23 protein-coding genes are annotated in these 23,059 nt (G+C 42.1%); 21 read left to right on the top strand and 2 right to left on the bottom strand.

The window, feature by feature from the left end; all coding sequences use genetic code 11:
* Positions 1–9 precede the first annotated feature (9 nt).
* The 17 genes from CDG56_RS10240 (at position 10) to CDG56_RS10160 (ending at position 17,316) form a co-directional block, all read left to right on the top strand.
* Complete coding sequence (locus CDG56_RS10240) at positions 10–651, top strand: TerD family protein (RefSeq protein ID WP_087547797.1); 642 nt, start codon at positions 10–12, stop codon at positions 649–651.
* Between the two features lie 29 nt (positions 652–680).
* Positions 681–1,316, top strand: a complete 636-nt coding sequence (locus CDG56_RS10235; protein WP_087547816.1) for a vWA domain-containing protein — start codon at positions 681–683, stop codon at positions 1,314–1,316.
* A gap of 33 nt (positions 1,317–1,349) precedes the next feature.
* Complete coding sequence (locus tag CDG56_RS10230) at positions 1,350–2,405, top strand: TerY-C metal binding domain-containing protein (protein ID WP_087547796.1); 1,056 nt, start codon at positions 1,350–1,352, stop codon at positions 2,403–2,405.
* Positions 2,406–2,441: 36 nt separating this feature from the next.
* A complete protein-coding gene (locus CDG56_RS10225) occupies positions 2,442–4,286 on the top strand; it encodes a PP2C family serine/threonine-protein phosphatase (protein ID WP_087547795.1) in 1,845 nt (614 codons plus the stop codon).
* Positions 4,279–5,808, top strand: a complete 1,530-nt coding sequence (locus tag CDG56_RS10220; RefSeq protein ID WP_087547794.1) for a helix-hairpin-helix domain-containing protein — start codon at positions 4,279–4,281, stop codon at positions 5,806–5,808. The genes CDG56_RS10225 and CDG56_RS10220 overlap by 8 nt, the downstream gene beginning before the upstream one ends.
* Positions 5,805–6,866, top strand: coding sequence for an ATP-grasp domain-containing protein (locus tag CDG56_RS10215; RefSeq protein ID WP_004682418.1), 1,062 nt, complete (start codon positions 5,805–5,807; stop codon positions 6,864–6,866). Before CDG56_RS10220 ends, CDG56_RS10215 begins: the two co-directional genes overlap by 4 nt.
* A 43-nt stretch (positions 6,867–6,909) precedes the next feature.
* Positions 6,910–8,049, top strand: a complete 1,140-nt coding sequence (locus CDG56_RS10210; protein ID WP_004682417.1) for a phosphoribosyltransferase domain-containing protein — start codon at positions 6,910–6,912, stop codon at positions 8,047–8,049.
* Complete coding sequence (locus tag CDG56_RS10205; protein WP_004682412.1) at positions 8,042–8,863, top strand: HAD family hydrolase; 822 nt, start codon at positions 8,042–8,044, stop codon at positions 8,861–8,863. Before CDG56_RS10210 ends, CDG56_RS10205 begins: the two co-directional genes overlap by 8 nt.
* A complete protein-coding gene (gene stiP / locus CDG56_RS10200; protein WP_004682411.1) occupies positions 8,847–10,013 on the top strand; it encodes a cysteine protease StiP in 1,167 nt (388 codons plus the stop codon). Before CDG56_RS10205 ends, stiP begins: the two co-directional genes overlap by 17 nt.
* Positions 10,013–10,897: an HpcH/HpaI aldolase/citrate lyase family protein gene (locus CDG56_RS10195; RefSeq protein WP_004682410.1), complete on the top strand. Its 885-nt coding sequence runs from the start codon at positions 10,013–10,015 to the stop codon at positions 10,895–10,897. Before stiP ends, CDG56_RS10195 begins: the two co-directional genes overlap by 1 nt.
* Positions 10,898–10,922: 25 nt before the next feature.
* Positions 10,923–12,113: a TerD family protein gene (locus tag CDG56_RS10190; protein ID WP_087547793.1), complete on the top strand. Its 1,191-nt coding sequence runs from the start codon at positions 10,923–10,925 to the stop codon at positions 12,111–12,113.
* Between the two features lie 61 nt (positions 12,114–12,174).
* On the top strand, positions 12,175–12,753 hold the full coding sequence (locus CDG56_RS10185; RefSeq protein ID WP_004682407.1) for a TerD family protein: 579 nt from the start codon (positions 12,175–12,177) through the stop codon (positions 12,751–12,753).
* A gap of 58 nt (positions 12,754–12,811) precedes the next feature.
* Complete coding sequence (locus CDG56_RS10180) at positions 12,812–13,891, top strand: DUF475 domain-containing protein (RefSeq protein ID WP_087547792.1); 1,080 nt, start codon at positions 12,812–12,814, stop codon at positions 13,889–13,891.
* 73 nt (positions 13,892–13,964) lie between these two features.
* Positions 13,965–14,540: a TerD family protein gene (locus CDG56_RS10175; RefSeq protein WP_004682404.1), complete on the top strand. Its 576-nt coding sequence runs from the start codon at positions 13,965–13,967 to the stop codon at positions 14,538–14,540.
* 87 nt (positions 14,541–14,627) lie between these two features.
* Positions 14,628–15,947 carry a VWA domain-containing protein gene (locus tag CDG56_RS10170; RefSeq protein WP_004682402.1) on the top strand — a complete coding sequence of 440 codons (1,320 nt, stop codon included), beginning with the start codon at positions 14,628–14,630 and terminating at the stop codon, positions 15,945–15,947.
* 12 nt (positions 15,948–15,959) lie between these two features.
* Positions 15,960–16,676 carry a TIGR00266 family protein gene (locus CDG56_RS10165; RefSeq protein ID WP_004682400.1) on the top strand — a complete coding sequence of 239 codons (717 nt, stop codon included), beginning with the start codon at positions 15,960–15,962 and terminating at the stop codon, positions 16,674–16,676.
* A 58-nt stretch (positions 16,677–16,734) separates the two neighbouring features.
* Positions 16,735–17,316, top strand: a complete 582-nt coding sequence (locus tag CDG56_RS10160; protein ID WP_004682399.1) for a TerD family protein — start codon at positions 16,735–16,737, stop codon at positions 17,314–17,316.
* 51 nt (positions 17,317–17,367) lie between these two features.
* Here CDG56_RS10160 and CDG56_RS10155 read toward each other — a convergent pair whose 3' ends face one another.
* Both CDG56_RS10155 and CDG56_RS10150 read right to left on the bottom strand, forming a co-directional pair.
* Complete coding sequence (locus CDG56_RS10155; protein ID WP_004682398.1) at positions 17,368–17,808, bottom strand: acyl-CoA thioesterase; 441 nt, start codon at positions 17,806–17,808, stop codon at positions 17,368–17,370.
* Positions 17,805–18,965, bottom strand: coding sequence for an iron-containing alcohol dehydrogenase (locus tag CDG56_RS10150; RefSeq protein WP_034602699.1), 1,161 nt, complete (start codon positions 18,963–18,965; stop codon positions 17,805–17,807). The genes CDG56_RS10155 and CDG56_RS10150 overlap by 4 nt, the downstream gene beginning before the upstream one ends.
* Positions 18,966–19,146: 181 nt before the next feature.
* Between CDG56_RS10150 and CDG56_RS10145 the strand changes: the two genes are divergently transcribed.
* Genes CDG56_RS10145 through CDG56_RS10130 form a run of 4 tightly spaced genes read left to right on the top strand, consistent with a single transcriptional unit; the run spans position 19,147 to position 22,882 of the window.
* A complete protein-coding gene (locus CDG56_RS10145; protein WP_087547791.1) occupies positions 19,147–19,659 on the top strand; it encodes a low molecular weight protein-tyrosine-phosphatase in 513 nt (170 codons plus the stop codon).
* A 16-nt stretch (positions 19,660–19,675) separates the two neighbouring features.
* On the top strand, positions 19,676–20,710 hold the full coding sequence (gene murB, locus CDG56_RS10140) for a UDP-N-acetylmuramate dehydrogenase (RefSeq protein WP_087547790.1): 1,035 nt from the start codon (positions 19,676–19,678) through the stop codon (positions 20,708–20,710).
* Positions 20,711–20,718: 8 nt separating this feature from the next.
* Positions 20,719–21,852 carry a YdcF family protein gene (locus tag CDG56_RS10135; RefSeq protein ID WP_087547789.1) on the top strand — a complete coding sequence of 378 codons (1,134 nt, stop codon included), beginning with the start codon at positions 20,719–20,721 and terminating at the stop codon, positions 21,850–21,852.
* A 1-nt stretch (position 21,853) separates the two neighbouring features.
* The gene (locus tag CDG56_RS10130; protein ID WP_005160442.1) at positions 21,854–22,882 is read left to right on the top strand and encodes an alpha/beta hydrolase; all 1,029 of its coding nucleotides are present in this window, start codon (positions 21,854–21,856) and stop codon (positions 22,880–22,882) included.
* Positions 22,883–23,059: the final 177 nt, after the last annotated feature.

Here is a 23,059-nt window from a genome sequence, read left to right as displayed (position 1 = left end):
GAGATAAAAATGGCTGTAAGTTTAGGAAAAGGTCAGGGCATTAGTCTAAAAAAAACGGAAAATAATCTGTCACAGGTGACGATTGGCTTGGGGTGGGATATTCAGGAGCAGAAAAAAGGCTTTCTGGGAGGCTTGTTTGGCGGAAAAGATGCCGATTATGATCTTGATGTCGTTGCTTTTTTAGTGGGGCAAAATGGTAAGGTTAATAATTTAGGGCGTGATACTCAAGGCAATGTGACTTTGCAGAATGGGGATGTAGTTTTTTTTAACAATCAGCATCATTCATCAGGACATATTTGGTTGACAGGTGACAACCGCACTGGTGCAGGTGATGGGGATGATGAGCAGATTGTGGTTAAACTGAATGATCTGGGGCAGCAATACCATAAAGTGGTGTTTGTGGTGCAAATCTATAATGGGGCCAGCAATCAGCAACATTTTGGTCAGGTTAAAAATGCCTTTATTCGGGCGGTGGATACCACAGGCAAAGAGATGGTGCGTTTCGATTTGTCAGGTACGGGACAATATGACCAGCAACGTTCGTTGCTCTTTGCCGAGCTGGTTCGGGAGCCTACAGGCTGGAAGTTTAATGCAGTCGGGCAGCCATCAAGTTCTGACTCATTTGTGGAATGGTTGAAACAATACGCTTAATTGATGATTTGTATAAGGGTTTTTACACAATGCGCCGTTTGCCTGTTTATATTTTATTGGATACTTCGGGGTCAATGCGAGGAGAGCCAATTCATTCTGTGAATGTTGGATTACAGTCGATGCTTAGTGCATTACGGCAAGACCCTTATGCACTGGAAAGTGTGCATTTAAGTATTATTACCTTTGATTTAGAGGCAAAGGTCTATTTGTCACTGACCCCACTCGATCAGGTTCAATTGAGCAATATTGATGTGCCAAGTGCAGGGGCAACCTTTATGGGCGCTGCTCTGGAGTTGTTGGTAGAACAAGTGAGCCAGCAAATTCAAAAAAGTAGCGATGAGATTAAAGGGGACTGGAGACCTTTATTATTTGTCATGACAGATGGCTCACCCTCAGATGTGTATGCATATCAGCAAGCCGTTCCTGTGATTCAGCAATTAAACTTTGCCAGTATTGTTGCCTGTGCGGCAGGGCCCAAAGCCAAAACTGAACATTTATTGCAACTGACAGATAAGGTTGTGGTATTGGATACCATGGATGCTGCGTCATTTTCAGGATTCTTCAAATGGGTATCGGCAAGTGTAGTGGCAGGCAGCAGCAGTGCAGGCATTTCAAACTCGATTTCATTGCCACCACCACCGCCTGAAGTGCAACTGGTTTTATAAATAACATTATTAAGATTAAGGATATTCAGTTAGATGCGCCGTTTACCTGTTTTTTTTGTGTTGGATTGTTCTGAATCCATGGTGGGGAAAAATATTGAGCAGATGCAGCAGGGTATCCAGCTTATCATGCAGCAATTACGCAAAGACCCTTATGCGCTGGAAACGGTATATGTCTCAGTGATTGCCTTTGCAGGAATTGTCCGAACCCTTGTGCCTTTGGTGGAAGTGTTTGCTTATTATCCAGTGAAATTACCTTTAGGTGGTGGTACACATTTAGGCAAGGCGTTGGAACATTTAATGAATGAGTTTGATCGTCATTTGATCAAGACGACAACGGAAACCAAAGGTGACTGGAAGCCAGTCGTATATTTATTTACAGATGGGCGACCAACCGATGAATGCAAGGATGCTATTTATCGCTGGCAAAAAAAGTATGCTCGCCGTTGTACACTGATTGCACTGGGAATGGGGAAAAATGTCGATTATCACACCCTAAAGCAACTGACAGAACACTGCATAGCCTTTGATGAGTTGAATGAAAAGGATTTCCAAAAGTTCTTCCAATGGATCAGTGCCTCAGTCGTTGCACAAAGTAAAAGTGTGGGGGATGGTGAACAGCAGCAACATCTACCGCTTTTGGATGAACGCTATATGCGGCTGATTAAAGATGTTCAGCCGCAAACTTTGCTGGATGAGCTGTGCGCAACTTTTGTTGGTCGTTGTGGGAAGCTGAATCGCCCTTATTTGATGAAATTTGAACGTGAAATTCAGTATCAGGCCCCTAAAGACTTAGATATTAACCTTAATTTGTATCACTACCAACTGAAAGAGTGCTGCAAAATTGATGAGGATTATTTTACCTGGTCAGATCAAAGTCAGCACCAACAGCAGATTAATACCACTTTGCTTGAAGGCGCGCCTGAGTGCCCACATTGTTTGGCAGAAACGGCATTTGCCATGTGTGGCTGTGGTCAATTGATGTGTTATGACGGTTTTAGTGAAGAAGTCAGTTGCCCGTGGTGCCGCCGCCAAGTTAGTTTTGGCTATGGCGGTTCGGATGGGTTTGATGTGCAACGTGGTCGAGGCTAGGACATTTGTCTTAAGGCTAAAAAGGAAATTTTGTTTATGCTTCAGCCATTAACACCAGAATTACAACAGGCTTTTGCTGATACATTGGCACAACTTTTAAATCATAAAAGCCAGTCATTAACTGAAATGCAAAATCAGGAATGGTGGCAGCAATGTCTACAAAATAAGCGTCTTTACAATGCCTATTATGATCTGGCAGAACAGTTTTATGATGCGGTGGGTTTTCAACTGGAGCAGTTGCCAGATTTTCAGGGATGTTTGTTACAACAAATATTGCAACAGGGACGTTTGCCGATTTATGCGCCTATGCAAAATAGCCCATGTGAAAAGCATGGGTTGTCAAAGAATGCTGTAGAACCTCTGGGCTTTTATCCACAGCCTGATACTGTTCAAGCAGAATCTGTGCACCTTGAATCAGAACAGAAACAACCTTTGACACCACCAAATAATGACAATCAATCCATATTATCCGAAATGACAGATTTGTCTGAATCTAATTCGGTTGAGCCTACGCATTTACCGTTGGCCGTAACGACTCCAATCATTGAAAAACAATCCAGCCCTATTCCAGACAATGCCTCAACATCCCTGCAAACTGGGGTAAAAACGGTGAAAAAAATGCCTCACTTTCAGATTCCCAACGCTAGAGTGGGACAGAACTATCAAGCCAGCATTCAAATGCAACATCCCGTGAAACAGGATGTACAGATTCATCATGAAAGTGTCAGGATTCCTGAAAATCTGGGTATTTGTTTTGATGCGGTGACACAGCAACTTTCAGGCATACCCACACAGGCAGGTGAATTTAAACTCATTTTTCAATATAAAATGGCAAATGAGCAGGCAGGATGGTTGTCAGGGGAAGTCACGTTTATTGTCACGGCTGACCCGCGTAGTTTATGGCAGGTGAATGAGCCTGATCCAAATGCGATGTATTGGAAAGCAAATAATCATTGTCAATTGATTAAGGCGGCAGATTTTAATATTGCTGCGTGTAGTCAGCGAGGACGTTCACATGAACATGCAGGAACGTTCCGTGATGATGACTTTTTTATTGCACAGGTCGCGGATAGTAATTGGTCGGTATTGGTTGTGGCAGATGGTGCAGGAAGTGCCGAATTTTCCCGTGAGGGGTCGAGGGTTGCTGTGAATACTGTTGGCGAGTATTTAAAAGCTTTCATGCAAAAACAATCAGGTGAATCTGACCGATTGCTGGCACAGTGGCAAATCGGAGCCAATGATGATCCTGAAACCAAAAATGCAGCGCATCAGTTAGGCAATCAATTTAGTGATGCGTTTTATTCAGCCGTAACAGAAGCCATTGAACAAATTGAACATGAAGCCACTCGACAAGGCGTTGCCTCTAAATTGTTTGCGACAACATTATTGTTTGCAGTGGTACGGCAACAAGACAATAAAACCTTTATAAGTAGTTTTTGGGTCGGTGATGGAGCGATTGCAGTTTATGGTAAAGACCGCGTGCGGTTAATGGGTAAACCTGATGGAGGAGAATTTGCAGGACAAACCCGCTTTTTAGATTATGGTTGTTTGGTACGAGATTTTAAACAGCGAGTCCATATTGGCTATTTTGATGACGCTCAGGCAGTAATTCTCATGACCGATGGGATTTCTGATCCGCGTTTTGAAACAGATGCAGGGCTGGAAAATCAACAAAAATGGCAGGCACTTTGGCAAGAAATTGAACCACACTTACAACAGGAACAACCTGAACAGGCCTTATTGGAATGGTCGGCATTCTTTAGTGCAGGACACCATGATGATCGAACTCTGGCAATTTTATGGACGGTTTCGACAAGCTCAATCCATGACTCATCTATGGTGACTGAGCCTGTCGAAATAAACGGAGAAGAACATGAGTAAAGTCATTCAATGTCAAACGCTCGATGGCCGTCCAATTGCATTTATTGATGAAGTGATCGGTTCGGGTGCCATGAAAGATGTATATTTTTCTCCTGATAAATCTTATGTGGTGTGTTTTTTTAGCAAGGAAAAAAACCATTTTTATCAGTCTCATGCTGAACTGGAACGGCAGAAAGATCGGTTAAAAGAAATTGTGGGCAATAAATGGCAAGGTATTTTTAACGGTGCGGGTGGTGATTACTGGAAAAATGTATTTTGCTGGCCTGATGGTTTGGTGGAATACAATGGCTTGCTGGGGATTACAGCACCTACTTATCAAAAGCCATTTTTCTTTGAGTTTGGTTCTAAAAATAATGATTTTTTGGGGATTAAAGGGAAAGAAAAAGAGGGAAAATGGTTTGCGAGTGCCAATAACCAGAACCGCTTTCTGGATGAACGGGAAAAAGGCACATGGCTGAACTATCTCAAGATTTGTATTTTAATTGCGCGTGCAGTGCGCCGTATGCATGCGGCTGGTTTGGCCCACTCCGATTTGTCCTATAAAAATATCTTGATTGATCCTGTCATGGGGCGTGCTTGCGTCATTGATGTGGATGGTTTGGTTGTTCCAGGCAAATATCCGCCTGATGTGGTGGGAACACCAGATTTTATTGCGCCTGAAGTGGTGATGACCAACCATCTTAAAAAAGATGATCCTCAACGGCATTTGCCCAATATCATGACGGATCGTCATGCTCTGGCTGTGCTGATTTATATGTATTTGCTCTATCGCCATCCATTACGTGGTGGCAAAGTACATGATGTCAATGACCCACAAAAAGATGAAAATCTGGCAATGGGTGAAAATGCATTATTTATTGAACACCCATCGGATGCAAGTAATCGGGTTAAAGTGGCGCAGGTTCGTCCGAGTGCATTACCGTGGGCAGACCCCGAAAAAATTCCATTTACAGTGACAGGGCCATATTTAAAGGAACTCTTTCTACAGAGTTTTGTTACAGGTCTGCATCAACCGCAGCAACGGCCCTCTGCCAATGACTGGGAAACGGCATTGGTGAAAACGGTTGATTTAATGCAGCCCTGCCTAAATCCAGATTGTGGTCAAAAATGGTATGTATTTGACAACAGCACCAAGCCTGTCTGCCCATTTTGTGGCACGGCATTTCACGGCAAATTGCCTGTGTTAAACCTATATTCGGCACGCAGGGAGGGGAGCTTTAGACCTGATAATCACCGTTTGATGGTCTGGACAGGCCAGTCAATCTATCAATGGCATGCCAATAACTTGATTGCGCCAAATGAACGTTTAAGTGTAGAGCAAACCAAACGGGTGGGTTATTTTATTTTCCATCAACAGCAATGGTGGCTGGTCAATGAGAATTTACCTGAACTGATGGACGTGGCAAGCAAAGAGATTATTCCGATAGGTGGAAAAATTGAATTGACCGATGGGAAGCAGATTTTATTGTCACGTCAGGATGGCGGACGTTTAGTGGTGGTACAAATGGTGGAATGTGAATGAATGCAGCTTTAGAAGTGACGGGAACAAATACAGAAATGAATATCGCTGAAAACTCTATTGGAATCTGGTTTACCCAAGCCCATTCCTGTCAGCGAGATTTAATTTTGGCAGCAAAACATACACCTTTTAATCTACCTATTCATGTGGTGGCCTCCCATCCCGAGTGGCGGCCTGAAATCACATCTGTTGCAGATATTGCGTTACAGGAGCCTGCCGTTGCTGAGCGCGTGGAGTGGGTGCTACAACAGGCACAGCGCCTAAAGGTAAAGCTAATTATTGCAGGGCGTTTTGGACGAATTTATCTGGAACAGAAACACCGTTTCGAGGCTTTGGGTATTCGGATTATGGCTGGCTGCGATCACATGGAGCAGATTGCCCAATTACATGATAAATCAGTATTTACCCAAACCTGTTTACACCATCAGATTGCGGTTGTCCCTGCCACCACTGTATATCATGCTGAAGAGTTGCAAGCCGCCTATGAAAGTTGGTCGAAGAAAGGTGAAGTATGTGTAAAGCCTGTGACAGGTGTATTTGCATCAGGTTTTTGGCATCTGGATACAAAGGCGACATCATTTGATATGTTTGCCAATAGTCAGAATTTTAGGGCACATCCACAAACATTTATTGAAAGTTATCGACAATCGCCGAATCCGCCTGCCTATTTGGTGATGCCATTTTTATCGGGTCAGGAATGTTCAGTGGATATGTTTTGTGTGCATGGGCAAGTCCGATGTGCGGTTGTCCGTTGTAAACAGCGCGGTGGTTACCAGCAACTGAAACTCGAAGGTGAGGCCATTGAACTGGCCAGACAGGTTGCTGAATTGTTTGGTTGTGATGGTTTGGTGAATATGCAGGCCCGTTATAATGATCATGGACAATTATTTATTTTGGAAGTTAATCCTCGCCCTTCGGGTGGAATAGGGCACACATTTTATAGTGGTGTCAATCTGGTCCACGCTGCTATTGCAGAAACATTCGGATTGGATTATCAGCCTGAAAAAATTGAAAATACTGTTATGGTTCGACATATTAGCCAAAGTGTTTGTGTGGTATAAAAAACGGTATAAATATAATTTTTAAGTTAGATTTAAGATATATATGATTGAGATTGAATTACAGAGGGGAGTATTAAGCTTACAACCCAATGACAATAGCCACTGGAAATGGCAGGATTTATTGGGTTTTGCCGAACGCATTAATCCAAAGCGTGCATTTTTATTTGTATCGAAAGTATTAGGGCGGCATATTCCCGTCAGTCCCCACATTATGCGCCATGCCTTTACTGATTTGGCTGAGCTGGTTCCTGATGATTTACCTGAACCTGTGTTGGTTATTGGCATGGCGGAAACGGCGGTTGGGCTGGGCGCAGGCGTTCATCAGGTGTTGCAGCAACGTTATCCTGAAGCGATTTATGTGACAACAACACGCCATCCAGTACATGGTGCGCCATTACTGGCACGTTTTTTAGAAGAACATAGCCATGCACAGGATCAATTGTTATATGGTTCACCCGATGCAGAGCTTCAACAACAGATTCTAAACAGCAAAAGCATTGTACTGGTAGACGATGAAGCATCAACTGGCAAGACCTTTGTCAATTTAATCCATGCTTTACAACAGGCAGGGCTGAATCGAATTTCTCATGTGGTGACTGCCACGCTGGCAGATTGGTCATCAGGCATTCATATTGCCGATCTAAACTGTCAGTCTGTAGCATTAATGACAGGCAAATGGCAATGGCGTGATGCTGAGAATCCAATCCAGATCAATATGCCAAAGGTGGATACAGTCGCCTTTGGCGCGTTTGATACTTTAGCACAGCCGACCTGGGGGCGTTTACCCATTCAGGACAGTGGTGCGCATATTCGGTTGGCGGTACAACCTGATGAACGTATTCTGGTGTTGGGCAGTGGCGAGTATGTCTGGTCTTCTTTCCTGTTGGCAGAGTATTTGCAGCAGCAAGGCGCAGATGTGAGGTTCAGTGCAATTACCCGTTCACCGATTGCTGTTGGACATGCCATTCAGTCTGCCTTGGCATTTGCGGATAACTATGGGCTAGGTATTCAAAATTTTGTCTACAACATCAATCCACAGGATTATGACCGAGTCTTGATTACTGTCGAAACCGCAACACATTCAGTCGCGAAAAGCCTGCTTGAAGCGTTGCCAAATGCTGAAGTGATCAGTGCTGTGGACTATCCTCATCAAAATTTTAACTTGTGTGTTGTAAATGACTGATTTTTTATTTGACTCCAGTGAAATTCGTACACCCTTAATGTTGGTGGATCTGGATGACACGTTGTTCCAGACCCATCGCCGCATTACACCTGAAGCTGACTTTAAAATGGTCACCACTGATAAGCAGGGACAAGCTCTGGCCTATATGAACCCGATACAACAGCATTTTGTACAGTGGTTATTGCATAGTACCCATGTGATTCCAGTGACTGCACGCTGTGCCGAGGCTTTATCCCGAGTTCATTTACCCTTTCAGTATGGGGCGGTCTGTTCTCATGGTGGAACGGTGCTGAATGCGGACCTTAGTGTCAATGCTGAATGGCATGGACAGATGCAACAGGCATTACAACCCTATCAGACACGTCAGGAAGCCCTGATTGAAGCTGTGCAGCAGCATTCCAGACATTTTGGTTCAATTCGGACATGGGTGGTTGAAGAACAGGGATTGGGTTTGTATGTTGTGGCAAAGCAAAATACAGAAAATGACAATCCTTATGCGCCGAATTTTTTGCCCCAGTTGCTCAATAGTCTTGATGTGAATTTATTGTCAGGTTTTTACTTCCATTTAAATGGTAATAATCTGGCACTGATTCCACAGCCTGTGAGTAAGGCCAATGCGGCCAGATTTCTTTTGCAGCAACTTAGCGCACAACAACGCCCAATTTTAGGCTATGGCGACAGTTTGTCGGATGTTGAGTTTTTGAATTTATGTCACTGGTGGGGAATGCCAAACCATAGCCAGTTGAATCGTTGGGTAAAACACAATCTGACGCAGCAGTACAAACAAGAAGGATATTATGGCGATTACCAGTAAACAAAAAATTAGTAGAGAAAAAGCATCAGAACTTATTTTAACACAGGGATTTAGTGGAAGTTATCAAGCTGGGCAAGTGACGTTCCTGTTAAATCGCATCCAGATTCAACCAACAGACACATTGGAAAAGGAACGCCTCATTCAATCAGGTGAAAAACATTATTCACAAATGATCAGTCAGGAGCAGGCACCCACGGAGCGTCATTTGCAGCTATTTGAACAAGCAATGCAGCACGGGCAGCAACGTTTGGCAAAAGAGGTGCAACAACTGGCACAAACACTCTCAACAGAGTTTGCTGAACCGATTGTATTGGTCAGTTTTGTACGTGCTGGTGTGCCATTAGGGGTGTTGCTTTATCATGCATTGCAAGATTTGGGGCATGATTGTGTACATTATGGCATCAGCATTATCAGGGATCGTGGTATTGATTTTGCTGCTCTGGAAACAATTATTGCCAAACATGGCCATCAATCTTTAGTGTTTGTAGATGGCTGGACTGGTAAAGGCGCGATTCAAAAGGAATTGCAACGGAGTCTAGCCAATGACCCCCGTTTTGCTGATCGACCTTTGCCCTTGGTAGTGTTGTCAGATATTGGTGGTTGTGCTTGGTTGGCAGCCAGTGGTGAGGATTGGTTGATTCCATCAGGTGTTTTAGGCTCAACCATTTCAGGATTAATTTCTCGTAGTATTTGCGAAAATGAGCCTTTGCAATTCAACGAGATTGAGGAAAGCAATCTCGGTCAGTGGCATGGCTGTGTTGAATATAATCATTTAAAAGCTTTTGATATGTCACAGTCATTTATTAAACAAATCAATCAGATACGCCGAGAACTTCCGTCAGAAAAAAATGCCGTTTGGACAAGCGCTCAACAGCAATTACAAAGACAGCGAAGTCAGGCTGTGGTTAAACAATTAGCAGAACATTATCAAATTACCAATATCAATCGGATCAAGCCAAGCATTGCCGAAGCAACACGGGCAATTTTAAGGCGTGTGCCTGATCTGGTTCTGCTCAGGGATGCGAATGATGCCGACACGGCATTGTTACGTCATTTAACCGAAATAACCCAGACACCAGTCCAGATAGTGGGTGACCAGATCGCACCTTATCGCGCAATTACCCTCATTCAGAAATTGGGAGCAGGTTGATGTTATCGGCATTATCTTTAGGTGCAACACTCTATATGCCAGCGACCAGACCTGATTTATGGCAAGTGGTGAATGGGGAAAAGTACCCTGAGTTACGTTCTCTGGTCATCTGTCTGGAAGATGCAGTTTCCGAGCATGAGCTGGAAGCGGCAAAAGTCAATTTAAAGCATTTGTTGCAACAGGTTCAGGATCAACCACGTCAAGCACAACATCCTAAAATCTTCATACGCCCTCGCCATATTGCAATGGCGGAAGAGTTGGCGCAGTGGCAGGAACTGATTGCGGTTGATGGCATGGTGCTGCCTAAATTCTGCTTAAATCAATTACGACAATGGCAGCAGATATTACCTGACTTTATTCAGGTGATGCCAACACTTGAAGATGCAGAAGCCTTTGATATGGGCGCTATGCGTGAATTACGTCAGGCATTGCAACAGGACTTTCGTCAGGTTCTGGTGCTGCGAATAGGCGGCAATGATTTACTCAACTGTCTGGCTGTGCGCCGTCCAAGTGATTTGACCCTGTATCAAACGCCTATTGGGGCATTAATTGCAAATCTGGCGGGGCAGTTTTTACCTTATGGCTTTGCACTGAGTGCGCCTGTCTGTGAGCATTTTACTCAGGTGAAGTTATTGCAGGACGAGTTATATCTGGATTTACAACATGGTTTATCTGGAAAAACCATTATTCACCCTGCACAGATTGCGATTGTGCATCAGGCCTATCAAGTCAATGATATTGAATTGAAACAAGCTCAGGATATTTTAAGAGATTCTGGTCAGGCTGTATTCGCCTGTCATGGAAGTATGTTGGAACCTGCCACACATCGCCGTTGGGCAGAACGTATATTAGAGCGATCACAAATATTTGGCATGAAGCAATAACACTAAAAAAAGAGGATAATGAATAATGCAACAATTGACTGCGGGTGCAAATTTGGTACTGGCACAACCTCAGTGTCAGATTAAAATCAAAACTGCATTACCTGCACATATTGATTTAGATGTAAGTGCATATTTACTCAATGCCCAAAACAAAGTTCGTGGTGATGCGGACATGATTTTTTATGGACAGAAACACACTCTAAACCGTAGTGTTGAGTTAATTGAGGCAAATGGTAAAACGCCTTATTTGGCGCAATTCAATTTAAATACCCAATTGCTGGATCTGGAACGGAATAAGATCGCTTTGTGTGCCACCATTGATGGACAGAGTGCAATCAATGCGATTCAGAATATTGAGGTTGAGTTATGGCAAAATGGACAGTTAAGTGCTACGGCTATAGTCAATAGTGCTGAAAAGACTGAAAAAGCCCTCATTTTGGCAGAAGTATATCGTTATAAGGATCAATGGAAATTCCGCTTTGTCAATCAGGGCTTTAATGGTGGATTAAAGCCGCTCTCCGAATATTTTGGTGTTGAAATCAACGATCAACCCAACATGCCGCCGCCACCACCTGTTGCTACACCGCCTCAGTCTAAAATAAACCTCAGTAAAATTACGCTGGACAAAGGCAACAGTCGAATTAATTTAACCAAACAGACACAGGGTTTTGGTGAGATTAAGATTAATCTCAACTGGAATCAGCGTTCTATACAGTCCCAATCGGCAGGCTTCTTTAAAAAACTGCTCAACCAGAATCAGGGAATTGATCTGGATTTAGGCTGTCTATTTGAAATGCAGGATGGCACCAAGTCCGTGATTCAGGCATTGGGCAACCGTTTTGGGGATTTTAACGCTTTCCCATTTATTCAGCTTTCTGCGGACGACCGTACTGGGGCTTTACAGGGTGGTGAATGGCTAAGGATTAATGGTCAATACTGGCAAGAAATTCGCCGTGTCGTGTTATTCGCATTTATCTACGAGGGTGTACCCAATTGGGCGGAAACAGATGCTGTGGTCACCATTTTTGTGCCAGACCAGCCACCCATTGAAATTCGTTTAACTGAGGGACAGCCCTTGGGTATGTGTGGCATTGTCGAACTGACCAATCAGGCTGGCAATATTCAGGTGCAGCGACATGTTCGTTATGTACCTGGTCATAAAGAACTGGATCAGGCTTTTGGTTTTGGCCTGCGCTGGGTAGCAGCTAGTAAATAAAAACCTATTGACTTTTAACTCCAATTAAATTTCTATCATGATGCAATGAGGGAGAAAAAATATGGCAATTAGCTTAAATAAAGGGGGAAATCTTTCCCTAAGTAAAACAGATCCAACTTTAGTTCGTATTTTAATTGGTTTGGGGTGGGACGAACGTGCAACTGATGGCGCATCTTTTGACTTGGATGCCAGTGCGTTTTTATTAACCGCCTCAGGCAAGGTGCGTGGCGACCATGATTTTATTTTCTACAACCAGTTAAAATCACAGGATGGCTCGGTTGAGCATACGGGTGACAATCGTTCAGGTCAGGGCGATGGTGATGATGAATCACTTTTAGTCGATTTATCTAAGGTTTCTCCTGAAGTTGAAAAGATTGCCATTACGGTCACCATTCATGATGCCCAAAGTCGTGGACAGAATTTTGGACAAATTGCCAATGCTTTTATCCGTGTCGTCAATCAGGATTCAGGTATAGAAATTGTGCGTTTTGATTTAGCCGAGGATTATTCAACCGAAACCGCCATGGTATTTGGTGAGGTCTATCGTCATAATGGCGAATGGAAATTTAGAGCAGTCGGTCAGGGCTATGCGGGCGGACTTGCTGCAATGTGTCAACAATATGGTATTCAAGTTGGCTAAAACCGATCTCTCAAAACAGACAAGATGTATGTTTTGAGATTTTTTTGAAAGGGTAACAATGAAACATTTTCGTTTCTCAATTATTTTTACCGTGATCTGTCTGGCATTATCTGCATGGTGGGGCTTCAGTCATGGACCAGAGGCAGGCGTGCAGGCAATGCTTCGGGTATTGCTGATCACTGCAATTCTGGCGGTGATGGAAGTGTCGCTATCTTTTGATAATGCCGTGGTCAACGCATCAATATTGCGTCACTGGGACGAATTCTGGAAAAAAATCTTTTTAACTGTCGGGATTCTGATTGCCGTTTTTGGTATGCGCCTGATTTTCCCAATTGTCATTGTGGCTGTAACTGCAGATATGGGAATGGTTGAAGTTGTCAGGATGGCACTCAACGATCCAGTTCAGTATTCTGAAAAGTTATTGGCACATCACGCGGAAATTGCTGCCTTTGGGGGCATGTTCCTGCTTTTGGTTTTCCTTAACTTCCTGTTTGATGATGGTAAGGACACGCATTGGTTTCATTGGCTGGAATCACGTTTAGCAAATTTAGCGAATGTTCCTGCCATGTCAGTTTTCGTTGCAATGATCGCCCTTCTCATTATGGTGGGTTTTGTTGCGCCAGAGACGAAATTGGTGGTGGCGATTGCAGGCATCTGGGGTATTGTGGTTTATGTGGGTGTTCAGGCACTTGGGCATTTACTTGAAAGCAGCCAGTCAGAAGATGAAGAAGGCGAAGCTTCAGAAAGCGTTACCAAAGGTGCATCAAGCACAATTGTGAAAGCAGGTATTGGGGGTTTCCTTTATCTGGAAGTGCTGGATGCCTCATTCAGTTTTGATGGTGTGATTGGTGCTTTTGCAATTACAACTGATGTTGTTGTGATTATGCTTGGTCTTGCGATTGGTGCAATGTTTGTACGTTCCATGACCATTTATCTGGTGGAAAAAGGCACATTGGAAGCCTTTATTTATCTGGAGCATGGTGCAATGTATGCAATTGGAATGCTGGCAGCAATTATGCTATACACAGGTACAGGTGGGCATGTGCCAGAAGTGGTAACAGGCCTGATTGGGGTGGCGTTCATTATATGGGCAGTTCTCTCATCAATTGCCTATGAAAAACGACAATCACAATCTTGATAAAATCCAGGGATATAACAAAACTGTTATATCCATAAAATATAATTTAGCAATGAGATAAGGAGAATAACTCATGGCAATTAGCTTAACCAAAGGTGGCAATGTTAGCTTGACTAAAGAAGCGCCGGGAATCACTAAAACAACAGTCGGTTTAGGCTGGAACCCTCGCGTGACAGATGGTCAGGCTTTTGACCTTGATGCGATTGCATTCCTTGTTGGAGAAAACGGTAAGGTACGTGCAGACAATGACTTTATTTTCTTCAATAATTTGACTTCATCTGATGGTTCAGTCAAACACAATGGTGACAACCGCACAGGTGAAGGTGCTGGCGATGATGAAACTTTAAGCGTTGATTTAAGCAAAGTTCCTGCTGATGTGAGCAAAGTGATTTTTGCAGTGACGATTTATGATGGTCAGACACGTAACCAGAACTTTGGCCAGGTTGGCAATGCCTATATCCGTGTCATCAATGATGCAGGTGGTAGCGAAATTGCACGCTATGATTTGTCTGAAGACAGCAGCACTGAAACAGCCATGATCTTTGGTGAGCTTTATAAAAATGGCAGCGAATGGAAATTCCGTGCCATTGGTCAAGGCTTTGCAGGCGGTTTAGGGCCTTTGGCAGCCTCTTATGGTGTAGCGGTTTAAGTCGGCAAACCTGCTTTGGAAAAATAGTGTTTAGGCACTATTTTTCTTCACTTGAAGAAATAATGATAAAATAGGCTATTAAAAGAAATGCTGAATCTAGTTCGTGGACAAAAAATAAAATTAAATGATTTATTGCAGGACCAAAACGCTTTTTATATTCAGATTCAATATCAAGCCAGCTTTATACTTGACCTTGCCAGTTTTGGTCTGGATGCTCAATATAAATTGAGTGATGAGCGTTATATGACATTTTATAATCAGCCTAAAACACCATGCCAAGCCGTTCAGTTACTCGATAATCAGCCACAACAGAGTCGTTTCTTGGTCAATCTTGATCAGTTACCAAACACAATCCAATATCTCGTTTTAACCGCTGCGATTGATGGTCAGGCAGTGATGTCACAACTGCAACATGCCACGATTCAAATTTTAAATTTACAATTACAGCCGATTGCTGAATTGAAATTAGAGGGGCAGCTCTTTGCTCAGGAACGAGCCACGATGTTGGTTGAAATTTATCGTAAAGATAATATTTGGCGTTTGGCAGCCATTGGGCAAGGATTCAATGCAGGTTTGGCGGCATTGATTCAACATTTTGGTGGTGAAGTTGCAGAGGAATCAACTCCAGCGCCAATATCACAAACACAAGCTTCCCTAAATATGACACCTGTAGCATCAAGACTTGATTTAAAGAAAAAACTTTCGCTGGAAAAAGCCGAAAAAACAGGTAATGCCTCAATTATTGATCTGACTAAAAAGTCTCTGGTTCAATTAGAAAAGAAAAATTTATTGGGTGTGACAGCACGAGTGGCGTTGGTACTCGATGCATCAGGTTCAATGGATGGACAATATCGCCGTGGTGATGTACAAAAAGTGGTGAATCGTTTAATGCCACTGGCAATTCATTTTGATGATGATGGCAGTTTTGAATGTTGGGCATTTGCACAAAAAACCACACAACTGGATGATGTCACCCTAAATAATGTCAATGACTTTATCAACACCACCCAGCGTGGCTGGAAAAACTGGCAGGTCGGTGCCCGTTATAATGAGGAAATTCCTGCCATTGAGGCTGTCATTGACTATTATAAAAGATTTAAGGATAAAACTCCGACTTATGTATTATTTATTTCTGATGGTGGCGTGGGAAATCGCAGACAAATGCAAAAAGTACTGACCAAAGCCGCAGAATTGCCTATATTTTGGCAGTTTGTGGGAGTGGATGGGCGTGACTACGGAGCTTTGGAAAAACTGGATGAAATGTCTGGACGTATTGTGGACAACTGCAATTTCTTTAGTCTGGACCGAATTGAAAGTGTTTCTGACGAGCGTTTATATGAATTGTTATTGGAAGAATTTCCCGATTGGCTCAAAGTAGCTCAGCAAAAAAATATTGTTCAGAACTGAAGGAATAGAGAAATGGCACAATTTAGTCTGGTTGGTTCACCTGAACCATTTTTACATGTATCTATGCGCCGTGGCGATAAAATTTACTGTGAAAGTAATGCAATGGTCATGATGGAAGCTCCTTTAGAACTGAAAGGACGTTTACAAGGTGGCTTAATGCAGTCATTGTTGCGCCGTTTTGCCAATGAAGAATCTTTATTTCAACAACATATCGAAGCAGTACGTGGTGATGGGGATTGTTTACTTTCTGCTGCACTGGATGGAGATATGCAGATTTTAGATGTAGGTGCAACCCAGTACATTTTAAGTGACGGCGCGTTTGTCGCAGCGCATGATTCCGTGGAAATCAAGGCACGTTTAAACAGCAGTATTGGCGGCGCCTTTTTCGGAAACACGGGTGGATTTCTGGTCATGGAAACCAGCGGACACGGGCAGGTGGTGGTTGCGGGTTGCGGTACATTGTTTGAACTGGAAGTGGAACCAAATAAAGAGGTTGTGATTGATAATGGACATGTGGTGTGTTGGGACTCACGCTTAAACTATAACTTATCTGTTTCAACCTCACAAAGTAGTGGTCTGTTGGGAAATCTGATGAATAGCGTCATGAGTGGCGAGGGAATGGTGTTACGTTTTTCAGGTAAGGGTAAAGTCATTATCTGTTCACGTAATCGTCAGAACTTTCTGGCATGGTTACAAAGCAAGCTAGGCCCATCACGTTCAGGTCAGTAATTTTTTATTATGAATGATAAATCATTGAAAACGTTTATTTCACAAAGAGGAGAAAACAATGGCGATTAATCTGGAAAAAGGTCAGAAAATTAATCTTGAAAAAGCGGATGGAAGCAGCTTACAACAAATTTTTCTGGGTGTAGGCTGGGATGTTGCCAAAAGCAAGGGTTTATTTGGCTTTGGTGGTGGCAGTGGAGACATTGATTTAGATGCGTCCGTCATTCTGTTTGATGAAAATAAACAGGTTGTAGATGTGGTTTATTTTGGGCAGTTACGCAGTAAGGATGGCAGTATCGTACACTCAGGTGATAACCTGACTGGTGCAGGCGATGGTGATGATGAAGTGATTCATGTGAATTTGAATCAAGTGCCAAGCCATGTCAAGTCATTGGCATTTACCGTAAGCAGTTTCCGTGGACAAACTTTTGAAAAAGTTGAAAATGCGTTCTGCCGTCTGGTTGATCAAAACAGTAATCAGGTGATCGCGAGTTATAAACTGTCTTCGCAAGGTGCACATACTGGCCTGATTATTGCCAAAATTTACCGCCATAATGGCGCCTGGAAAATGCATGCGATTGGTGAAAATGTGCATGGTCGTACTTTCCAGGATATTGTTCCGCATGTGTTACCGTATGTTTAATAATTAAGCAGCCCACTTTTCCGAGTCATAATCTGGAAAAGTGGGTTTGATTTAATCCATGAGCATATAGGCGTGTAACACTTCACGCATATATTGTGGAATTGCTCTACTTTTTCTGGTTTGTCGATCTACAAACACATGCACAAAATGCCCTTGAGCTGCTGCTTGTGTTTGATCTTGCTTAAAAATTGCCAGCTCATAACGCAGTGAGGAGTTACCAATCTTTCCAATGGCGACACCCACCTCAACCATTTCAGGAAAGGAGAGTTCCTGTAAGAAACTACAGGCTGAATCTACCACCAAACCAATGATCTCACTGTTGTGAATGTTAAATCCCGTTTTTTGGATCAGTAATGAATTGGCTGCGGTATCAAAGTAACTGTAGTAGGTTACATTGTTGATATGCCCGTAAATATCATTGTCTGCCCATCGGGTCTGAATTGGTAAAAAGAACTTAAACTGTTCGCGTGTTTTTAAAGTGGGTTTACTCATGCATAAATCGCCTGATAAATCTGTAAAGCATCTTGTTCGGTCATTTCTCTTGGATTGTTCTGCAACAGTCGGGTTTGCAGCATGGCATCCTTTGCCAATTGCGGCAATTTTGCCTCGGCAATATCCAGTTCCTTGAGTTCCAGGGTAAGACCACTTTGATCCAGATGGTTTTGCATGTGGTCAATAAATAAATCACATAGTCCATCGATACAGCCTGTACTACGAGGGTCCAGCCATTGCATCAGTTCAGCATAATATTGTTTGGCTTTTGGTGCATTGAATTTTAGAACTTCAACCAAAACCAGTGCATTGCTATGTCCATGTGATAGATGGAAATGTCCACCCAGTGGATAGGCTAGTGCATGAACCGCACCGACAGGTGCATTGGCAAAAGCCTGACCTGCCAGCATTGAACCTACCAGCATATTTTGGCGAGCTTCTAAATCAGCCCCATTTTTCAATACTTTAGTTAAATTATGATTTAATAATTTCAGTGCATTTTGGGCTAACATATCTGCATAGAAGTTTTTTTTAACATTTGAAGTATAGGCTTCAATTGCATGTACCATCGCGTCAATACCTGTTGCAGCCGTGATATGCGCAGGTAAGCCTTGTGTAAAAGTTGCATCTAAAATGGCCACATCGGCATATAAAATTGGTGCTACCACACCCATTTTAGTGGTTGCACCTGTTGTGACAATTGAGATTGGTGTGACTTCTGAACCTGTTCCCGCTGTTGTTGGAATAAGAATGAGTGGCAAACGAGGGGATGTGGCTTGGTTTACACCATAGATTTCACTCAGTTTTTGCTGTTGTTTAGGGTGTGCGAGCAAGGCAATGATTTTAGCCACGTCCATGGAACTACCACCACCAAAACCGATGATCACATCAATTTGCTCTTGTGTCGCAAAATCAACAGCTTCTAAAACAATATGTTCAGGTGGGTCGGCCTGAATATCGGAATAAATGATAGTCTCAAGACCTATCTGATCCAGAATGTCTAGAATGGGTAAATGAAGCTGCTGCTTAATCATGCCAGCATCAGTGACCAGAAGCGCTTTTCGATAATCATGTTGTGACAAGATGGTTCTAAGTTCCTGTATTGAACCTAAACCTGCAATAATGTTGGGAACGGTCTGGAACTGAAACTGGTTCATACGTACATCCTTATTTCTATCTTTTGACAAATCATCGTCCATACCTGACCTATGTCGCAATCATAGACAAAATGCCAACAAATTCTAATAAATACAACATTTTTATATAAGGCAACTATAGGTTTCACTGCCCAAATAAATTACCATAAGATGTTCTAAAAAGTGTAGTTTTGAGGTGATTATGCCATCCCCAATACCGTACAAGGTATTATGTGTCTGTTTAGGAAATATATGCCGTTCACCCACAGCGGAAGCAATTCTCAGACATTATTGTGATGCGCATGGTTTAAATGTATCTGTCGATTCGGCGGGTACGAGTAATTACCACCCAAACAAGGCACCTGATGCGCGAAGCCAGAAACATGCGCTACAGCGTGGCTATGATTTATCGGGCTTACGTGCCAGACAAATTCGTCTTGAGGATTTTATTGAGTTTGATCTGATTCTGGCGATGGACCATGAGAATTTTGAAGATATTCAGTCCCTCATGTCGAAAGCGGTACACCAGTTTGGTGCGGAACAGATCCGCGCCAAAATCGCATTGATGAGTGAGCATGATCCTCATTTTAACCAGCAGGCAGTGCCTGACCCTTACTACGGTGGATCGGATGGATTTGATCGAGTACTTGATCAATGTGAATCTAGCAGCCAAGCATGGGTTAACGTTTTTAAAAAGCAAATGAAAGTAGGGTAATAGGATTTAATTTAATATGCAGGTACAAGCACAAGTTCAGCTTAAAAACTTAAATACATTAAATTTGAGTGCTATTGCTTCGCATTATGTTCAAATCAATCATCCTGATGATGTGATCGAGGCATTAAACTTTGCTGAGCAACACAATTTGAATGCTTTGATTTTATCTGGTGGAAGTAATGTGTTATTACCCCAACAGATTCAAGCTTTGGTGTTGCATTTAAATATACAAGGGATAAATGTTCTCGCTGAAGATGAAAATACCATCACAGTAAAAGTGGGTGCTGGGCAAGTATGGCATGACTTTGTGTTGTACAGCACTCAACAACAATGGTTTGGTTTGCAAAACCTCGCACTCATTCCCGGCTTAGTGGGTGCATCACCTGTGCAGAATATTGGTGCCTATGGTGTTGAAGTTGGCGAGTTTATCGATTCTGTTCAAGTCTATGATCGTCAACTAAAAGTATTTGATTCTATTTTAGGTTTAGACTGTCACTTTGCTTATCGCCATAGTATTTTCAAAGATTATCCAAACCGCTACATCATCGTCAGTGTTACTTTCAAACTATTAAAAAAAGCTGATTTGAAGTTGAGTTATGGTGATCTTAAACAAGCTGTTGGAGAGGAATTCACCGCTGAAAATTTACAAAATCAGGTGATTCATATTCGTCAAAGTAAATTGCCCGATCCAAAAGAATTTCCAAATGTTGGAAGCTTTTTTAAGAATCCAATCTTGACTGAAGCTGAATTTGGCAAAATTGCTCAACATTTTCCAAATATTCCCCATTATCCTCAAACACATAGCAATGTTAAAGTTGCAGCGGGTTGGTTGATTGATCAAGCAGGTTGGAAAGGTAAACAACTTGGTTCTGTTGGAATGTTTGATAAACAGGCATTGGTGTTAGTGAATTATGCAGATGCGACATTAGCTGATGTTAAAAATACCTATCAAACTGTACAAAGTGATGTAAAACAGAAATTTAATATTCAATTAGAACCTGAACCAGTGTTGTATAGTGAGCAAGGCTTAATCCAAGCACATCATGTATAAGGAATTTTATGGGTAAAGTACATTGGATGATTGGCTTAGTACGAATCATAACTATATTTTTCATGCTATTAGGCTGCTCTGTACTTTTTTTATATTCGCCATTTTATTCGCAATTGGTTGTAAAGGGGCTAAACCGATTTGTACCTGTTGATGTGAATGAAGTTGCTGCACAAAGTCAGAAACCAGCTGCATTAAGCGAGCATGAAACTTTGGAGCCGGGGTCTAATTTGTGGATTGCGCGCCAAGCTTATCTCAAGTTAATGGAAAAAACATTTCGGTCTGAAAAACCTGAAGATTTAAGATTAATTCAAGCACGTTATAAATTATTACAACAACTGATGACCGAAGAGCAAGAACGTGAAAATGTAGAAGAAAACCAGCAGACCAATATTCCATTAATGGCGGAGAAATCAGAACAGGAACAAGAGAGTTCTGCTGTAGCAGCAAGTACGCCAATGGATTTTTTACAGTGGAATACGCCTGATAATCAGGCTTTAATGGGAAAATATATTGCTTTTTTAGAAACATATCCTATTGAGTTACCTGTTTATTCAGATGAAAAAGACGAGACAAATAAAGATTTAGTCGATCTGAAGAAGAACAAGGATGGAATGAACGAGTCGCAAGGATTGTCTCAGCCATATGCAATTGTTGTTTTAGGCGGTGGCTTGACACTTGGTGCAAATGGTAAAGATATTGTTGTAAATAACTATACACGTCTTCGATTGGAAAAAACTTTGCAAGTCGAAAAGCAATATCCTCTTCCTATTGTTTTAAGTGGTGTTGAAGCACCTTATATGCAAGCTTGGCTTAAAGAACGAGGTATAGAAGCGAAGCTTCTAGAAAATAGAAGTATGAATACCTGTGAAAACTCCAGATTTAGTTCATTATTACTGCAAAAGAAAGGTGGCGCACCGACAGTCATTCTCATCACAGATGAATATCATATGCCACGAACAAGACGTTTATTTGCACTCAATGGAATTGAAACTGTTCCTGTGATCGCACCGATGCCAACAACATTGACAGACTGGCGACCAAGTGAACAAAACTATGATCACAGTCGTCGTGCTAACTATGAATTGCTAGCAACGATTCGTGATACGCTTTTTGGCTCAAGTCATTGTCGAGAGATACCATAATATGTCCAATATTCCATTTTTAAATCCGACAATACTTAAACAATTGGATTTACCTATCCCCAATAGAGAAACAACGCCTCAGCTTTTAGAGCCGCTTGATTTATCAAAAATAATAGAACCTTCAAAAGCACTACAAGCTTATAGAAAGCTTTATGGTTTAGATTTACTTGAATGCGAACACTGGCAAGGCTATGTTGAAATGCCATTATTTCGTTTACATGTACAAGTATTTCAACCTCAACGCGAAAAGATTTTAGGTACGGTATGCTTATTACATGGATACTTAGAACATAGTGGTATTTATCAACCCATTATAAAAGAAATTCTTGATCAAGGATTCAGTGTTATTACATACGATTTGCCCGGTCATGGATTAAGTAATGGTTCACCAGCAAGTATTCAGAATTTTGACCATTACCAACAAGTATTGCATGCAGTTTATGATGTTGTTCGTAGTGCTAAACAACTACCAAAACCATGGTTAGGAATAGGGCAAAGTACTGGTGGTGCGATTTGGATGCATCATTTACTTGAATTTGCCGAGCGTAGAGAAGATCCGATCGTTAATCGAGTGTTGCTCTTATCGCCATTGATTCGACCTGCAAAAACAGCTTGGTGGCATAATTCTGTTGGCTTAGGAATTATTCGTCGTATAAAGAGCCAAGTACCACGACATTTCCGTCGTAATAATCATAATCCTGAGTTTTTAAGATTTATTCGCCTAACTGATCCGTTACAGCCTCGAATGATGGGGATGGATTGGATTTTAGCAATGTCCAAATGGATGTTAGAAATGGAACATCGACCTGCATGTCGTATTCCTGTATGGCTTGCTCAAGGTGCACTCGATCAAACGGTAGATTGGCGTTATAACATTGAATATATTCGCCGAAAATTTAGATTACAGACCTTGTTGATGTTGGAAGAGGGTTCACATCAATTGATTAATGAGCGTGCAGATATTCGAGCTGCTTTGACTGGATTGATTCCTGCATTTTTACATGCAAAACCAAATCACCACTATTACTAGTGGTGATTTTTTATAGCTTAATCATTACTCGAATTAGAATGTATTAGCATCTGCCAATTTCCACATTCTATGTTTCCTTGGAATCAAATGACGAATGGTGGTAGTCCATTTGTGATGGTTGTTTGCATCACTTAAAATTTATGTTTATCGCAAGGCAATACATCTTGTTGTGAATGA

The organism is Acinetobacter sp. WCHA39, assembly GCF_002165385.1.
Classification (GTDB): domain Bacteria; phylum Pseudomonadota; class Gammaproteobacteria; order Pseudomonadales; family Moraxellaceae; genus Acinetobacter.
This window is presented reverse-complemented; position numbering and strand designations above follow the sequence as displayed.

Coding starts and splice junctions, on each gene's coding strand:
- CDG56_RS10130 (WP_005160442.1), top strand. CDS start 21,854: ATGTCCAATATTCCATTTTTAAATCCGACAATACTTAAACAATTGGAT.
- CDG56_RS10235 (WP_087547816.1), top strand. CDS start 681: ATGCGCCGTTTGCCTGTTTATATTTTATTGGATACTTCGGGGTCAATG.
- stiP (WP_004682411.1), top strand. CDS start 8,847: ATGGCGATTACCAGTAAACAAAAAATTAGTAGAGAAAAAGCATCAGAA.
- CDG56_RS10170 (WP_004682402.1), top strand. CDS start 14,628: ATGCTGAATCTAGTTCGTGGACAAAAAATAAAATTAAATGATTTATTG.
- CDG56_RS10145 (WP_087547791.1), top strand. CDS start 19,147: ATGCCATCCCCAATACCGTACAAGGTATTATGTGTCTGTTTAGGAAAT.
- CDG56_RS10240 (WP_087547797.1), top strand. CDS start 10: ATGGCTGTAAGTTTAGGAAAAGGTCAGGGCATTAGTCTAAAAAAAACG.
- CDG56_RS10210 (WP_004682417.1), top strand. CDS start 6,910: ATGATTGAGATTGAATTACAGAGGGGAGTATTAAGCTTACAACCCAAT.
- CDG56_RS10195 (WP_004682410.1), top strand. CDS start 10,013: ATGTTATCGGCATTATCTTTAGGTGCAACACTCTATATGCCAGCGACC.
- CDG56_RS10155 (WP_004682398.1), bottom strand. CDS start 17,808: ATGAGTAAACCCACTTTAAAAACACGCGAACAGTTTAAGTTCTTTTTA.
- CDG56_RS10160 (WP_004682399.1), top strand. CDS start 16,735: ATGGCGATTAATCTGGAAAAAGGTCAGAAAATTAATCTTGAAAAAGCG.
- CDG56_RS10190 (WP_087547793.1), top strand. CDS start 10,923: ATGCAACAATTGACTGCGGGTGCAAATTTGGTACTGGCACAACCTCAG.
- CDG56_RS10230 (WP_087547796.1), top strand. CDS start 1,350: ATGCGCCGTTTACCTGTTTTTTTTGTGTTGGATTGTTCTGAATCCATG.
- CDG56_RS10225 (WP_087547795.1), top strand. CDS start 2,442: ATGCTTCAGCCATTAACACCAGAATTACAACAGGCTTTTGCTGATACA.
- CDG56_RS10135 (WP_087547789.1), top strand. CDS start 20,719: ATGGGTAAAGTACATTGGATGATTGGCTTAGTACGAATCATAACTATA.
- CDG56_RS10205 (WP_004682412.1), top strand. CDS start 8,042: ATGACTGATTTTTTATTTGACTCCAGTGAAATTCGTACACCCTTAATG.
- murB (WP_087547790.1), top strand. CDS start 19,676: ATGCAGGTACAAGCACAAGTTCAGCTTAAAAACTTAAATACATTAAAT.
- CDG56_RS10180 (WP_087547792.1), top strand. CDS start 12,812: ATGAAACATTTTCGTTTCTCAATTATTTTTACCGTGATCTGTCTGGCA.
- CDG56_RS10165 (WP_004682400.1), top strand. CDS start 15,960: ATGGCACAATTTAGTCTGGTTGGTTCACCTGAACCATTTTTACATGTA.
- CDG56_RS10220 (WP_087547794.1), top strand. CDS start 4,279: ATGAGTAAAGTCATTCAATGTCAAACGCTCGATGGCCGTCCAATTGCA.
- CDG56_RS10150 (WP_034602699.1), bottom strand. CDS start 18,965: ATGAACCAGTTTCAGTTCCAGACCGTTCCCAACATTATTGCAGGTTTA.
- CDG56_RS10185 (WP_004682407.1), top strand. CDS start 12,175: ATGGCAATTAGCTTAAATAAAGGGGGAAATCTTTCCCTAAGTAAAACA.
- CDG56_RS10215 (WP_004682418.1), top strand. CDS start 5,805: ATGAATGCAGCTTTAGAAGTGACGGGAACAAATACAGAAATGAATATC.
- CDG56_RS10175 (WP_004682404.1), top strand. CDS start 13,965: ATGGCAATTAGCTTAACCAAAGGTGGCAATGTTAGCTTGACTAAAGAA.